At 72.4% G+C, this 15515-nt stretch carries 10 protein-coding genes; 7 read left to right on the forward strand and 3 right to left on the reverse strand.

Features of this window, described 5'->3' with window-relative positions:
• Positions 1-11 precede the first annotated feature (11 nt).
• Positions 12-860, reverse strand: a complete 849-nt coding sequence (locus tag STRBO_RS0130035; RefSeq protein WP_020115281.1) for a class I SAM-dependent methyltransferase — start codon at positions 858-860, stop codon at positions 12-14.
• A 192-nt stretch (positions 861-1052) separates the two neighbouring features.
• Between STRBO_RS0130035 and cobT the strand changes: the two genes are divergently transcribed.
• Complete coding sequence (gene cobT / locus STRBO_RS0130040) at positions 1053-2168, forward strand: nicotinate-nucleotide--dimethylbenzimidazole phosphoribosyltransferase (protein ID WP_005478362.1); 1116 nt, start codon at positions 1053-1055, stop codon at positions 2166-2168.
• Between the two features lie 953 nt (positions 2169-3121).
• Here the strand turns inward: cobT and STRBO_RS0130050 are convergent.
• Complete coding sequence (locus STRBO_RS0130050) at positions 3122-3967, reverse strand: hypothetical protein (protein WP_005478365.1); 846 nt, start codon at positions 3965-3967, stop codon at positions 3122-3124.
• A gap of 80 nt (positions 3968-4047) precedes the next feature.
• On the opposite strand from STRBO_RS0130050, the gene STRBO_RS0130055 reads away from it, so the two are divergent.
• Positions 4048-4857, forward strand: a complete 810-nt coding sequence (locus STRBO_RS0130055; protein WP_005478366.1) for an adenosylcobinamide-GDP ribazoletransferase — start codon at positions 4048-4050, stop codon at positions 4855-4857.
• Between the two features lie 67 nt (positions 4858-4924).
• Here STRBO_RS0130055 and STRBO_RS0130060 read toward each other — a convergent pair whose 3' ends face one another.
• A complete protein-coding gene (locus tag STRBO_RS0130060) occupies positions 4925-5710 on the reverse strand; it encodes an endo alpha-1,4 polygalactosaminidase (RefSeq protein WP_005478367.1) in 786 nt (261 codons plus the stop codon).
• 569 nt (positions 5711-6279) lie between these two features.
• On the opposite strand from STRBO_RS0130060, the gene STRBO_RS0130070 reads away from it, so the two are divergent.
• From STRBO_RS0130070 to aceE, 5 genes are all read left to right on the forward strand, one after another.
• Positions 6280-7818 carry a leucyl aminopeptidase gene (locus tag STRBO_RS0130070; RefSeq protein WP_005478372.1) on the forward strand — a complete coding sequence of 513 codons (1539 nt, stop codon included), beginning with the start codon at positions 6280-6282 and terminating at the stop codon, positions 7816-7818.
• A 302-nt stretch (positions 7819-8120) separates the two neighbouring features.
• Positions 8121-9509: a dihydrolipoyl dehydrogenase gene (lpdA, locus tag STRBO_RS0130075; RefSeq protein WP_020115284.1), complete on the forward strand. Its 1389-nt coding sequence runs from the start codon at positions 8121-8123 to the stop codon at positions 9507-9509.
• Positions 9510-9569: 60 nt separating this feature from the next.
• The gene (gene sucB, locus STRBO_RS0130080) at positions 9570-11384 is read left to right on the forward strand and encodes a 2-oxoglutarate dehydrogenase, E2 component, dihydrolipoamide succinyltransferase (RefSeq protein ID WP_005478377.1); all 1815 of its coding nucleotides are present in this window, start codon (positions 9570-9572) and stop codon (positions 11382-11384) included.
• Positions 11385-11685: 301 nt separating this feature from the next.
• Entirely contained in the window at positions 11686-12327 is a 642-nt protein-coding gene (locus STRBO_RS0130085; RefSeq protein ID WP_005478380.1) for a GntR family transcriptional regulator, read from the forward strand.
• 365 nt (positions 12328-12692) lie between these two features.
• Positions 12693-15395, forward strand: coding sequence for a pyruvate dehydrogenase (acetyl-transferring), homodimeric type (gene aceE / locus STRBO_RS0130090; protein ID WP_005478382.1), 2703 nt, complete (start codon positions 12693-12695; stop codon positions 15393-15395).
• The last annotated feature ends 120 nt before the right edge of the window (positions 15396-15515 follow it).

Consider the following 15515-nt stretch of genomic DNA (forward strand, 5'->3'; position numbering starts at 1 on the left):
GGGGGCGCGCGTCACGTGGTGCGGCGCGCGAGGATGCGGTGCGCGCGGGGCGGGAGCGGGGTGCAGTGGCGGGTGGTGAGGATCTCGTAGCCCAGGGACCGCAGTTCGGTGAGCAGGTTGCGCGGGGGCATGAGGTGGAGGGGGCGTGGCCGGTCGCGCGGCCTCCAGTAGCGGCGGTCGCCGAGGGGCAGGGTGCCGAACGGGCGCGCGGGGTGCGGGACTTCGAGGAGGAGGTGGCCGCCGGGACGCAGCACGGTGTGGGCGGCGCGGAGTTCGTCGCGGGGGTCGGCGGTGTGTTCGAGGTGGTGGAACATGCTGACCACGTCGTAGCGGGCGCGCAGCCGCGCGGTGATCTCCGGGTCGGTGAGCAGGCCCTGGTACGCCTCCTCCACCCGCCCGGCCTCCCAGGCCCGTTCGATGCGCCGGGTCGGGTCGAGGCCGTCGAAGGAGGTGTAGGGGTGGATCGCGCGCGCTGCCTGCGGGAAGTGGCCGTGTCCGGTGCCGACGTCCAGCCAGCTCTCCGGTTCGGCGTACGGCAGCAGTGCGCGGGCGGCGCCCCGATGGTGTCCGCGGCGCCGGCGCCCGTCCGGATCGGTCCGGCCGTCGTCCGCTCCGGGGTGCTGGTGGTGTCTGAGCAGCAGGCCGTCCGCCGTGGGCCGGGGGTTCTGGAAGGCGTGCGCGCAGTCCCGGCACTCGTCCACCGCGAAGGTGCCCGGCGTGCGCCGCCTGCCCTCCGGCGCGCGCACGCGGGTACGCAACTGCCGTGAGCCGCACCAGGGGCAGTCGTCCCGGCGCGGTTCGTGGAAGGGGTCGGCTCCCGTGGCGGGTCGGCCGGGCTCCGGCCGCGGGGTGGGGGGCATGGCGGCTCCTGGGAACGACGGGATCGCGTACGCGACCGGGGTGATGACGTACGGACATTCGCACCGAAAAGGTACGTAGGTGAGCGGGATCCCGGGCGCAACGACGTGCCCGTGGCGCGGTGGGACGTTCGCCGGTCGCGGGGGCACGGTGTGGCGCGGTCGTGTTCGATCGCTGCCGGTACTGTTCGGCGAATGAGCTCGCTTAATCTCGACGACTTCACCGATCTGATCGAGCGCCCCGACGGCGGGGTGCGCCGCGACGCCGAGGCGCGGCGGGAGCGGCAGATCGTGCCGCCCGGGGCGCTGGGCCGCCTCGACGAACTGGGTGAGTGGCTGGCGGCGGCGCAGTCGGCCGTGCCGGTGCGGCCGATCGGCCGGGCCCGGGTGCTGCTGTTCGCGGGCGACCACGGGATCGCCGGACTCGGGGTCTCGGCGCGGGCCGCGGGCACGGCGGACGAGCTGGTGCGGGCCGTCCTCGACGGGAGCAGCCCGGTGGCGGTGCTGGCCCGGCAGCTCGACGTCCCCGTGCGCGTGGTGGACCTCGCGCTGGACTGCGACCCCGAGGCGCTGCCCGCGGAGGTCGTCCGGCATCGGGTGCGGCGCGGGTCGGGGCGTATCGATGTCGAGGACGCACTGACGGCCGAGGAGGCGGAGGCCGCCTTCCGGGTGGGTGTCGCCCTCGCGGACGAGGAGGCGGACTCCGGGACCGATCTCGTCGTCCTCGGCGATGTGAGCGTCGGCGGGACCACGGCGGCGGCGGTTCTCGTCGCCGGGCTGTGCGGGACCGACGCGTCCGTCGTCACCGGGCGGGGCGGGCGGGCGATCGACGATCTGACGTGGATGCGCAAGTGCGCGGCGGTCCGGGACGCCCTGCGGCGGGCCCGGCCGGTGCTGGGGGACCAGCTGCAGCTGCTCGCCGCCGTGGGCGGGGCGGATCTCGCGGCGATGACCGGGTTCCTGCTGCAGAGCGCGGTACGGAAGATGCCGGTGATCCTGGACGGCGTGGTGTCGGCGGCGTGCGCGCTGGTCGCCCAGCGGGTCGCCTTCCGGGCGCCGGACTGGTGGCTGGCCGGGCAGAGCAGCGGGGAGCCGGCCCAGGCCAAGGCGCTGGACCGGATGGCCATCGAGCCGCTGCTCGACCACGGGGTGAAGGTCGGGGAGGGGGCGGGGGCGCTGCTGGCGCTGCCGTTGGTGCGGGCCGCGGCGGCGTGGGCGGCGGAGCTGCCCGAGCGCGAGCCCGACGCGGCGGAGCCGGACGCGACGGCGCCGAAGCCGGCGAAGCCGGCCGAGGAGTACGACGCGACCTGAGTCGACCCGAGTCCCGGCCGGGGCGTCGGTTCTTCGGGTGCGGGTGAGCGGGGGCTGGTCGCGCAGTTCCACGCGCCCCTGAAATGCAGGGGCCGCGCCCCGTGCTTTTCGGGCCCGCAGGGGCCTGGGCTTGCCGGGGCGCGGGGAACCGCGCGAGAAGTCCCACCGGACGAGCGGGCCGGGAGAGACCGGGATCACGCGGGTCCCGCTCAACTTCGCACCTCTCCGGCCGGTCTTCGACCACGGCGGGCGCAACAGCGCGCCTGGTTCCTGGAGTCGCACGGACGAGGTCGCACGGATGAGGACGGACCGTTGAACAGGGCCGCCCGTCGGGCCCGCGCCGAATGGGGCCGCCTGTACGGGGCCGTGCGCCCGGCCCTGACGGGCCGTCGTCTGCGGGCCGTCCCCCTGACGCTCACCGCCGTCTGCCTCGCGGCCGCCGTTCACCTGGTGCACCGGCAGCCCTGGGGCTACCGGTTCATCGAGGACGTCGGTGCCGTGCGGGCGGAGGACCCGCTCGGGCTCGCACTGCTGCGGACACCGCTCTCCCTCTTCGTACCGGCGCTGGACCTGCCCGTGTGGGGTGCGCTGGCGCAGATCCTGCTCGTGTTCGGGATGGCGGAGATCTGTCTGGGCCGACGGCGGACCCTGGTGATCGCGTACGTCGCCACGCTGGCCGGCACGCTGTACGCGCGCGTGGGCATCGCGCTGGGGCCCGACGTCCCCCTGGTCGGGCTGCCCGCGTCGGACGCGCGGGTCGTGGACACCGGGCCGTCGGCGGCCGTGGTGGGGCTCGCCGTGTTCGTGGGGTGGCGGCACCGGGCGTACCTCACGGCGGGGGCGGTCGTGGTGGCGATGGTCGTCGAGGTGCTGGTGAAGGAGAACCTCGCGGGCAAGGAACATCTGGCGGCGATCGCGGCCGTGCTGGTGGTGTACGGGGTCGTGACCGCGCGTCAGCGGCGCTCCGGCCGCTCGGCCGACTCCGGCGGGCCGGTGCGCCCGGTCGGGTCCGACGGGCCGGCCGGGAGCGCGGGGCGGGCCGCGGACTCCAGTTCCGGTGCCGCGTCCGGGGCGCCGCCGATCCAGTCCTGCAACCGGCGGCTGGGGCCGGTCCAGCGGCGGTCGTGGCGGTAGGCGCGCTTCCAGGAGCGGGCGCGGGCGCGCGGGCGGCGGCGGTAGAAACGGCGGGCCCAGGCGGAGGTGGGGCGGGCCAGGCGAATGGCCCCGATGACGGCGATGAAAGGGATGACCACGCCGAAGATCGCCGTGCGGGTCTTGCCCTTGGCGAGGGCGATCAGGGCGATGAGGAAGTTCGTCCCCATGCTGAGCATGACGGCGCCCCGGCCCTGGACCTCCTCGTCGTCGAGGTCATTGACGCCGAAGGGCAGGAACCCGACCAGCATCAGGCCCACCAGGGCGGCCGTCAGCACGACCACCTCGACGCTCTTGCGGCCCTCCTCGCTCCAGTACACGTCGTCCAGGTGCAGGATCAGCGCGAACTCGTCCAGCACCAGCCCCACCCCCATGCCGAACAGCACGGCGGAGATCAGCGCGCCGAAGCCATGCCCGTCGCCCGCCACCGAGCCGAAGCCGCCGACGACGGTGAGGACGATGCCGGGGACGACGTGGTGGATGTGCACCCCGCCGCTGCCGCTGATGTTGCGGAACGGGCCCTTGCCCGCACGGATCAGGCGGGTGATGACCCGGGTGATCAGGAAGGTCAGGACGAACGCGGTGAGCGCGAGAAGCAGGGGCAGTTTGCCCGGCTCGATGATGTTCCGCTCCCACCAGTGGCCCATATGCGAACTTTATCCACGACCGCTCCCGGCCGCCCCCGGCCGCCGCCGAGGCCGTCGGCTCCGCCGGGTAGCCTGCGCCGGTGTCCACGACCCCCGAGCCCTGCCTCCCACCCCGCCCCGCGCTCCTCGACGGCCCGCGTTTCGCGTTCGGCACCCTCACCGTGCTGCCGGTGAGCGTGCGCCGCTGGGACCGGGAGGCCGCGCGCGCCGGGATGCTGTGGGCGCCGGTCGCCGGCCTGGTCGTCGGTCTGGGCGCGGCCGCGCTCGGCGCCCTCCTGCTGCTTCTCGGCTCCGGTCCGCTGCTCGCCGCCGTGGCCTCCGTCGCCGTACCGGCGGTCCTCACCAGGGGGCTCCACCTGGACGGGCTCGCCGACACCGCCGACGGCCTCGGCAGCGGCAAGCCCGCCGAGGACGCCCTGCGGATCATGAAGCAGTCGGACATCGGGCCGTTCGGGGTGGTCACCCTCGTCCTGGTGCTGCTGGCCCAGGTCGCCGCGCTCACCGAGGCGTACGGCGAGTCCTGGGCGCTGGGCGCCCTCGCGGCGGCCGTCTCGGCGACCGCCGCGCGGCTGGCACTGACCCTGGCGGCGCGCGCCGGCATGCCCCCGGCCCGGCCGGAGGGGCTCGGGGCGGCGGTGGCGGGGGTGGTGCCGGTTCGGTCCGCGCTGCTCACGGCCGCCCTGGTCGCATGCGCGGCGGCGGGCGCGGGGGCCCTCCTCGGCCCCTACGACCTGGGCCGTGCGGTGCTGGCGGTCGTCGTCGCCTGTGGTGCCGCCGAGCTGCTGCTCGGCCACTGCGTACGGCGGTTCGGCGGGGTCACCGGTGATGTCTTCGGAGGCCTGGCGGAAACGGCGGCGACCGCGGCCCTCGTCGTGTTCACCCTGGGGTGATCCCCGAGGGGACCTCCAGGGGGACCTTAGGGAAGTGTCTGCGGGGCGCCGACCGGGGTGGTCGGGATCAGCAGGCCTTCCGCCATGCCCCCAGTTCCCATTTCTTCAGCAGCGAGCTGAGCTGCAGGCGCCGGGCCTCGGGGCAGAAGTCGCCCGTCTGCCTCTCGTACTCGACGTGGAAGACGGCCTTGCCTGCCTCGATGAACGGGGTCAGGTCGTCGCACTCCTCGAACTGGGCGCACTGCTCGTTGACGGCGAAGTCGAAGTCGTCCACGAGTTCGGGTATCTGGTCGAGGTCGTTCTTCAGGCCGACCGCGAGGCCCCGTTCGTGGGCCAGGCGGGCGATGAGACGGTTGTAGCGGAGCTGGTCGGCGGCCTTGAGGGGGAAGCCCGTCCTGTTGCGGTAGCCGTCCATGTTGTCGGGCTCGACCGCGTCGAAGCCCTTCTCCGCGCACATGTCGATACGGGCGGCCATCAGGGGTTCGAGGACATCGGTCTCACGGATGTCGAGCCAGCGCTCACCCTCCCAGCCGTTGCCCTTGCCCACCACCGAGTCCGGGAACCTCTCGGCGTCCGGGCGCCAGTCCTCCCAGGCGCCGGTCGACAGGTAGCAGATGACCTTGCGGCCGTCGTCGTGCAGCTCGGCGACCGTGTCGGCGGAGTGGTCGAAGCCGTCGATGTCGTACACGGGGACGTCGACGGAGGTGTCCAGGCGCCCGCTGAGCTGCCACTGCCACTGGATGCCGGGCTCCGGCCGCCAGTGGGCGTCCGTCCGCTCCCCCGTGGTGCACCCCGCCGCCAACAGGAGCGGGATCAGGGTCAGCAGGGCGCGGCGGGCGGGGGCGCGGCTCATCGGGTGGGCTCCAGGGCGTGCGGCGACGTACCCCAGGGATGATCCCCCACGCCGGGTACGGCGCGGTGCACGGAGGCCCCGGGTGGCACGCCCGCGCGGCCACGAACTCCCGGTGAAGGCAGGCCGGTTCGCCGGTCATGGGCTCGGGTGGGAAGTGACGCACACCGATGAGCCGATCCTCACCGGCGGGACGAACGCGGCCCAGGTCATGGCATAGGGGACACGAAACCGACCATGAAGCCACCTAGGGGTGAACGCCCGCAGGAGTGAGCGAAACCGGTGGCCGACGCTACGCGCGAAGACCGTATGTGCCGTGCGCGAAGACCCTGGAGCGGCCACGGCCGCGCGGCGATAAGGGATCCCCCTACGCCTGAGACATGGGGATCTCCCTGCACGCCCGGGGCGCAAAGTCGGGGAGGCTGGTCGCAGCGGACACCGCACGGACGGCGGGAACGCAACCGGCCCACGCCCCAGGTCCGATGGGCCGAACAAGGGCCTAGGCTCGTTCTCGGCACGTCGACCCATCCGTTCGGCCACCGAAACTCAATCGGAAGCGAGATTTCACCACCGTGACTGCTCTCACTCTCAGCACCGCCGCCGCGCCCGGCCTCCGCGCCGACGCGATCGTGGTCGGTGTCGCGAAGGGCTCTGCATCTCGGCCTGGGGGCCTGGTCGTAGCGCCGGGCGCCGAAGCCGTGGACAAGGCGTACGACGGCAAGCTCGCCGGCCTTCTGGAGACCCTCGGCGCCTCGGGCGCGGAGGGCGAGGTGACGAAGCTGCCCGCGCCGTCCGGCTTCAAGGCGCCGCTCGTGCTGGCGGTGGGCCTGGGCGCGGTGCCCGAGAAGGACGCCTCGTTCGGTGCGGAGGCGCTGCGCCGCGCGGCCGGTGCCGCCGCCCGTGCCCTGTCCGGTACGAAGAAGGCCGCGTTCGCGCTGCCCGTCGGGGACGCCGACACCGTGGCCGCCGTCGCCGAGGGCGCGCTGCTCGGCGCGTACTCCTTCGACGCCTACAAGGGCAACGCCAAGGACCCGAAGGCCAAGAACGGCAAGGCGCCGCTCGCCGATGTCGTCCTGCTCGGCGCGAAGCCGCGCGACAAGGCCCACAAGGCGGCCGCCGAGCGTGCCATCGCGGTGACCGAGGAGCTGAACCGCGCCCGCGACCTCATCAACACCCCGCCGAACGACCTGGACCCCGAGGCCTTCGCCGCCGTCGCGCAGACCGCGGCCAAGGAGCACGGCATCAAGGTGACCGTTCTCGACGAGAAGGCGCTCGCCAAGGGCGGCTACGGCGGCATCCTCGGCGTCGGCGCGGGCTCCGCGGCCACGCCCCGGCTGGTGCAGCTGTCGTACACCAGCTCCAAGGCGAAGAAGCACCTGGCGTTCGTCGGCAAGGGCATCACGTACGACTCGGGCGGCATCTCGCTCAAGCCCGCCGGGCACAACGAGACGATGAAGTGCGACATGAGCGGTGCCGCCGCCGTGTTCGCCGCGGTCGTCGCCGCCGCCCGGCTCAAGCTGGAGGTCAACGTCACGGGCTGGCTCGCCCTCGCCGAGAACATGCCCTCCGGCTCCGCCACCCGCCCGGGTGACGTGCTGCGCATGTACAGCGGCACGACGGTGGAGGTGCTCAACACCGACGCCGAGGGCCGGCTGGTCCTGGCCGACGCGCTCGCCAAGGCCTCCGAGGACAAGCCGGACGCGATCGTCGACGTGGCGACGCTGACCGGCGCGATGATGCTGGCGCTGGGCAACCGGACCTTCGGGATCATGGCCAACGACGACGCGTTCCGCTCCGCGGTGCACGAGGCCGCCGAGGAGTCCGGGGAGCCGGCGTGGCCCATGCCGCTGCCGGACCACCTGCGCAAGGGCATGGACTCCCCGACCGCCGACATCGCGAACATGGGTGAGCGCTACGGCGGCGGTCTCGTCGCCGGGCTGTTCCTGAAGGAGTTCGTGGGCGAGGGGATCACCTGGGCCCACCTGGACATCGCGGGACCGGCGTTCAACGAGGGCGGGCCCTTCGGGTACACGCCCAAGGGCGGTACCGGGACCGCCGTCAGGACACTGGTGCGGCTGGCCGAGCGGGCCGCTTCGGGTGACCTGGGCTGATGTTCGCCTAGGAGCTCGATGCCCGAGGGGCGTGGGCGGCTGCGGGTCCGTGGTGGCTCGTCGCGCAGTTCCCCGCGCCCCTGGGGCCGCTGCCGTCGGCCCGCGTCACGAAGCACACCTTCACATCTGAGCGTGTGGTGTCTCACACCCCGGCCCGGCGTCTCGTTCGCCCTCGACAAGTGCGAAGATGGGGCTCGGCAGGACAGGGCCCCCACCACAGGGCCGAAGAAGAGCGGCCGGACACCAGCCGCCGCGCGGTCGTGGACGACCGGCGTACGGCGCACATGCATGGAGGACGTGACGTGGCGAACGACGCCAGCACCGTTTTCGACCTAGTGATCCTCGGCGGTGGTAGCGGTGGTTACGCCGCGGCCCTGCGCGGGGCCCAGCTGGGCCTGGACGTCGCCCTGATCGAGAAGGACAAGGTCGGCGGCACCTGCCTGCACCGGGGATGCATCCCCACGAAGGCCCTGCTCCACGCGGGCGAGATCGCCGACCAGGCCCGCGAGAGCGAGCAGTTCGGTGTGAAGGCCACCTTCGAGGGCATCGACGTGCCCGCCGTGCACAAGTACAAGGACGGGGTGATCTCCGGCCTGTACAAGGGTCTGCAGGGGCTCATCGCCTCCCGGAAGGTCACCTACATCGAGGGTGAGGGCCGTCTGTCCTCGCCCACCTCCGTCGATGTCAACGGCCAGCGCGTCCAGGGCCGTCACGTCCTGCTGGCGACCGGCTCCGTGCCGAAGTCGCTGCCGGGCCTGGAGATCGACGGCAACCGCATCATCTCCTCGGACCACGCCCTCGTCCTGGACCGCGTCCCGAAGTCGGCGATCGTCCTCGGCGGCGGTGTCATCGGTGTCGAGTTCGCCTCCGCCTGGAAGTCCTTCGGCACCGACATCACCATCATCGAGGGCCTCAAGCACCTCGCCCCGCTCGAGGACGAGAACTCCTCCAAGCTTCTTGAGCGCGCCTTCCGCAAGCGCGGCATCAAGTTCAACCTGGGCACCTTCTTCTCGAAGGCCGAGTACACCCAGGACGGTGTCAAGGTCACCCTCGCCGACGGCAAGGAGTTCGAGGCCGAGCTGCTGCTGGTGGCCGTCGGCCGCGGGCCCGTCTCCGCCGGTCTCGGCTACGAGGAGCAGGGCGTCGCGATGGACCGCGGCTACGTCCTGGTCGACGAGTACATGCGGACGAACGTCCCGACCATCTCCGCCGTCGGTGACCTGGTCCCGACGCTCCAGCTCGCGCACGTCGGCTTCGCCGAGGGCATCCTGGTGGCGGAGCGTCTGGCCGGCCTGAAGGCCGTTCCGATCGACTACGACGGTGTCCCGCGGGTGACGTACTGCCACCCCGAGGTCGCCTCCGTCGGTATCACCGAGGCCAAGGCCAAGGAGATCTACGGTGCGGACAAGGTCGTCGCTCTGAAGTACAACCTCGCGGGCAACGGCAAGAGCAAGATCCTCCAGACCGCGGGCGAGATCAAGCTCGTCCAGGTCAAGGACGGTGCCGTGGTCGGCGTCCACATGGTCGGCGACCGCATGGGCGAGCAGGTCGGCGAGGCCCAGCTGATCTACAACTGGGAAGCGCTGCCCTCCGAGGTCGCCCAGCTCATCCACGCCCACCCGACGCAGAGCGAGGCGCTCGGCGAGGCCCACCTGGCCCTCGCGGGCAAGCCGCTGCACTCGCACGACTGACCCCTCGGTCGACGAAGCGACGATCCAGACTTCCGCAATCGTTAAGGAGCAACAGAAACCATGGCGGTTTCCGTAACCCTTCCGGCGCTCGGCGAGAGCGTCACCGAGGGCACCGTCACCCGCTGGCTGAAGGCCGAGGGTGAGCGCGTAGAGGCCGACGAGCCGCTGCTCGAGGTCTCGACCGACAAGGTCGACACCGAGATCCCCTCCCCCGCCGCCGGCATCCTGGCGTCCATCAAGGTCGCCGAGGACGAGACGGTCGAGGTCGGCGCCGAACTGGCCCTGATCGACGACGGCTCGGGCGCGCCCGCCGCCGCCCCGGCCCCCGCCGCCGAGGAGGCTCCGGCTCCGGCCCCCGAGCCCGCCGCGGCCGCGCCCTCCACCGAGCAGGAGGCCCCCGCGCCGGCCCCGACCGCCGAGGCGGCCACCGGCGGCGGCTCCGCCGAGGGCACCGACGTGGTCCTCCCGGCGCTCGGCGAGTCCGTCACCGAGGGCACCGTCACCCGCTGGCTCAAGGAGGTCGGCGACTCCGTCGAGGCCGACGAGCCGCTGCTGGAGGTCTCCACGGACAAGGTCGACACCGAGATCCCGGCGCCCACCTCCGGTGTGCTGCTGGAGATCACGGTCGCCGAGGACGAGACCGCCGAGGTCGGTGCCAAGCTGGCCGTCATCGGCGCTCCCGGTGCCGCCCCGGCCGCCGCTCCGGCTCCGGCCGCTCCGGCTCCGGCTCCGGCCGCCCCGGCTCCGGCGCCCGCCGCCGCTGCCCCGGCGCCCGCCGCGCCGGCTCCGGCCGCTCAGGCTCCCGCTCCGGCCGCTCCCGCCGCTCCGGCTCCGGCGCCCGCCGCCGCGGCTCCGGCCGCTCCGGCTGCCGCGCCCGCTCCGGTCGCCCCGGCTCCGGCCGCCGCCCCGGCCGCGTCGGCTGCCGCCAAGGCCACCGACGAGGGCGCCTACGTCACCCCGCTGGTGCGCAAGCTCGCCGCCGAGAACGGTGTCGACCTGGGCTCCGTCAAGGGCACCGGTGTCGGCGGCCGTATCCGCAAGCAGGACGTCGTCGCCGCCGCCGAGGCCGCGAAGGCCGCTGCCGCCGCTCCGGCTCCCGCCGCTGCCGCACCGGCCGCCGCCCCCAAGAAGGCGCCGTCCCTGGAGGCTTCTCCCCTCCGTGGCCAGACCATCAAGATGCCGCGCATCCGCAAGGTCATCGGCGACAACATGGTCAAGGCGCTGCACGAGCAGGCGCAGCTGTCCTCGGTCGTCGAGGTCGACGTCACCCGTCTGATGAGGCTGCGCGCCCGGGCCAAGGACTCGTTCGCGGCCCGCGAGGGCGTCAAGCTCTCCCCGATGCCGTTCTTCGTCAAGGCCGCGGCCCAGGCGCTGAAGGCGCACGCGCCGATCAACGCCCGGATCAACGAGGGCGAGGGCACGATCACCTACTTCGACGCCGAGAACATCGGTATCGCGGTGGACTCCGAGAAGGGCCTGATGACCCCGGTCATCAAGGGCGCCGGTGACCTCAACATCGCCGGTATCGCCAAGGCCACCGCCGACCTGGCGGGCAAGGTGCGGGCGAACAAGATCACGCCGGACGAGCTGTCCGGTGCGACGTTCACCATCTCCAACACCGGTTCGCGCGGCGCGCTCTTCGACACGATCATCGTGCCGCCGAACCAGGTCGCGATCCTCGGCATCGGCGCCACGGTCAAGCGCCCCGCCGTGATCGAGACGGAGGAGGGCGCGGTCATCGGCGTCCGCGACATGACGTACCTGACCCTCTCCTACGACCACCGTCTGGTCGACGGCGCCGACGCAGCCCGTTACCTGACGGCCGTCAAGGCGATCCTGGAGGCGGGCGAGTTCGAGGTCGAGCTCGGTCTGTGAGCCTCTGAGCAGGGGCTTGTGAGCAGAGGCCGCTGATCGCGGGACGACGGTGCCCCGTCCGGAGTTCTCCGGGCGGGGCACCGGTGCGTGCGGGCTCCGCCGTCGGTGTGCGGGGAACCCGCCGCGAGCCTGGCCGGTACGGGTCTTTACAAAACTGCCGCCCGTGGGAGCGTGTAAGTCTCGTCTCACCTGCGCGAAAGGACCCCCGTGCGCCTCTCCACCGGAGGGCCGCGGCTCTATTGTCTAGAGGTCAACGCCCCTGGGGCTCGTCCCCCGCCGGTCCCCCGCCGAAGGAGCCCGCATGACCACCGCGCCCGTCGTCCACTCGCTGCGCGAACAGATCCGCGAGCACATCGTGGAAGGCATCGTGAGCGGGCGGTGGAAGCCGGGTGAGCGGATCGTGGAGCGGCGGATCGCGACGGAGCTGGAGGTCAGCCAGACTCCCGTACGGGAAGCCCTGCGTGAGCTGGAGTCGCTGAGGTTGATCGAATCCGCGCCGAACAAGGGCGTACGGGTGCGGAATCTGACCGCGGCCGATCTGGAGGAGAGCTACCCCGTACGGGCGGGGCTGGAGGCGATCGCCGCGGAGCTGGCGGCGGAGCGGCTGGCGGAGGACTGCTCGGCGCTGGAGCCGCATGTGGCCGCGCTGTACGAGGCGGACCGCAACGCCGACGGGACGTCCCAGGTGCGGCACACGGTGGCGTTCCACCGGGAGCTGGTGCGGGCGGCGGGCAACTCGGTGCTGCTGCACACGTGGGAGGGGCTGGGGATCGAGGTGTTCACCGCGCTGTCGATCCGCTGGCTGGGTACGGTCCAGCAGTCCTACGCGGAGGAGCACGAGGAGCTGGTCGCGGCGTTCCGGCGACGCGATCCCCGGATCGCCGACCTGGTCAAGTCCCACGTCCTGGGCTGCGCCCCGCACACGGACGACGAGCCGGCGTAGACGTCTCGACCGCGGGCCCGGTGCTTTTGGGGGCGCGGGGAACTGCGCGAACGCCCCCCACCGGGCCGCACCCGCCGACGTATTTCCACCCCCTCCCCCTTGAGCGCACCCCCGCTCAAACGCCGCCCCACCTGCACATACTCGGGCCCATCGCGGCACCCGGTGTCTCCGCCGGGGGCACCCCGTGCCGACTTTCTCGTGATCAAGATATTTTGCCCCGGAACCCTTTGATCGATCATCGATCAGCGGGTTACAGTCGCCGACGGGCTTCCACCGAAGCCCACCGCCCTGTCCTGCCAAAGACCAAGGGCACCCCCGAACCCTTACCGATGAGGGAACCCCCTTCGACTGAGGAAGGCGGCGCAATGACCGACTCCCACGCCATCCAGCCGAGCGCGCTCGACCAGGTCCCCGACCGGGACCCGGAGGAGACCGCCGAATGGCAGGCCTCGCTGGACGCCGTCACCAAGGCGGCCGGGCCGCACCGCGCGGCGTACCTGATGCGCCGCACCCTGGAGCGCGCGGAGGGCAACGGCATCGCGCTGCCCAAGCTGCTCGAAACGGACTACGTCAACACCATCCCCACCGCCGCCGAGCCGGGCATCCCCGGTGACGAGGCGATGGAGCGCCGTATCACCGCCTGGAACCGCTGGAACGCGGCCGCGATGGTCACCCGCGGCTCGAAATACGGCGTCGGCGGCCACATCGCCACCTTCGCCTCCGCGGCCTGGCTCTACGAAACCGGCTTCAACCACTTCTTCAAGGGCAAGGAGCGGGACGGCTCCGGCGACCAGCTCTACATCCAGGGCCACGCCTCCCCCGGTATCTACGCCCGCGCCTTCCTCGACGGCCGCCTGAACGAGTCCCACCTGGACAACTTCCGCCGTGAGGCAGGAGGCGAGGGCCTGCCGTCCTACCCGCACCCCCGCCGCCTGCCCTGGCTGTGGGAGTTCCCGACGGTGAGCATGGGCCTCGGCCCCCTCTCCGCCATCTACCAGGCGCGCTTCAACCGCTACCTCACCAGCCGCGGCATCAAGGACGTCTCCGACTCCCACGTCTGGGCGTTCCTCGGCGACGGCGAGATGGACGAGCCGGAGTCGACGGCGGCCCTCGCACTGGCGAGCCGCGAGGGTCTCGACAACCTCACCTTCGTCATCAACTGCAACCTGCAGCGCCTCGACGGCCCGGTCCGCGCCAACTTCAAGATCGTGCAGGAGCTGGAGGCCCAGTTCCGCGGCGCCGGCTGGAACGTCGTGAAGACGCTCTGGGGTACCGCCTGGGACGAGCTGATCCAGCTGGACACGACCGGCGCGCTCCTGCGCCGGCTGCGCGAGGTACCCGACGCGCAGGTGCAGACGTACCAGACCCGTGACGCCGCCTACATCCGCCAGGACTTCTTCGGCAAGGATCCCGCGCTCGTCGAGATGGCGAAGCTGCTGAGCGACGACAAGATCCTGGAGTGCTTCCACCTCTCGCGCGGTGGTCACGAGGCCCGCAAGGTGTACGCCGCCTACAAGGCCGCCGTCGAGTTCAAGGGCGCGCCGACCGTCATCCTGGCCCAGACCGTCAAGGGCTTCACCCTCGGCGAGGGCTTCGCGTCGAAGAACGCCAACCACCAGATGAAGAAGCTGTCGACGGACGAGTTCAAGCAGATGCGTGATCTGCTCGAACTCCCCATCAAGGACAGCGACTTCGTCGACGGGGTCGTCCCCTACGGCCACCCCGGCGCCGACTCCGCCGAGGTCCGCTACCTCCAGGAGCGCCGCGCCGCGCTCGGCGGTCCCGCCCCGGCCCGCCGTACGCACGCGCTGGCCCCGCTGCCGGCCGCCGCCGACAAGACGTTCGCCTCCTTCGACAAGGGCTCCGGCTCGCAGAACGTGGCGACGACCATGGCCTTCGTCCGCCTGGTCAAGGACCTGGTCCGCGACAAGCAGACCGGCCGCCGCTGGGTGCCGATCGTCCCCGACGAGGCGCGCACCTTCGGCATGGAGTCGCTGTTCCCGTCCCTCGGGATCTACTCCCCCAAGGGCCAGACGTACGAGCCGGTCGACCGCGACCAGCTGATGTACTACAAGGAGGCCAAGGACGGCCAGATCCTCAACGAGGGGATCACCGAGGCCGGTTCCATGGCGGACTTCATCGCCGCGTCCACCGCGTACTCCACGCACGGTGAGGCGATGATCCCCTTCTACATCTTCTACTCGATGTTCGGCTGGCAGCGCACGGCCGACCAGATGTGGCAGCTCGGCGACCAGCTCGGCCGCGGCTTCCTCGTCGGCGCGACGGCCGGCCGTACGACCCTGACGGGCGAGGGCCTCCAGCACGCCGACGGCCACTCGCCGGTCATCGCGGCGACGAACCCGGCGGCGCTGACCTACGACCCGGCGTTCGCGTACGAGGTCGCGGCGATCGTCAAGGACGGTCTGCGCCGGATGTACGGCGAGGCGGCGCCGGGCGAGGACCCGAACGTCTTCTACTACCTGACCGTCTACAACGAGCCGCTGCCGCAGCCCGCCAAGCCGGGCGTCGCCGGGGTGGACGAGGGCATCGTCAAGGGCCTGTACCGCTTCAACACGGCCGAGTCGGCGGGGCTGTCCCCGGTGGCGAACGCCCCGCGCGTCCAGCTGCTCGGCTCCGGTACGGCGATCCACTGGGTCCTGGAGGCGCAGAAGCTCCTCGCCGAGGAGTGGGGTGTCGCGGCGGACGTCTGGTCGGCGACCTCGTGGAGCGAGCTGCGGCGGGACGCGCTGGAGGCGGATGCCGCGCTGCTGCGCGGGGAGGAGCGGACGCCGTTCGTCCGGCAGGCGTTGCAGGGTGCGCAGGGGCCGGTGCTGGCCGTCTCCGACTACATGCGCCAGGTTCCGGACCAGATCGCGCAGTGGGTCGAGCAGGACTACTCGTCGCTCGGTGCGGACGGGTTCGGGCTGTCGGACACCCGTGAGGCCGCCCGTCGTCACTTCGGCGTGGACGCGCAGTCCGTGGTCGTGGCCGCGCTCGCGCAGCTCGCCCGCCGTGGTGAGGTGCAGGCGACGGCGGTGAAGGAGGCTCGGGAGCGGTACGGGCTGTGACACCGGCGGGGCGGTGGGGGCGTTTTCCTCGCCCCCGCCGCCCCTACCCGTCCCTCCCCCAGGGGCTGCGCCCCTTCGACCCCCGTCTGCCGGCCCGGTGGGGGTTCCCGCGCAGTTCCC

Origin of the sequence: Streptomyces bottropensis ATCC 25435 (assembly GCF_000383595.1) — a bacterium.
In the GTDB taxonomy this organism is placed as follows: domain Bacteria; phylum Actinomycetota; class Actinomycetes; order Streptomycetales; family Streptomycetaceae; genus Streptomyces; species Streptomyces bottropensis.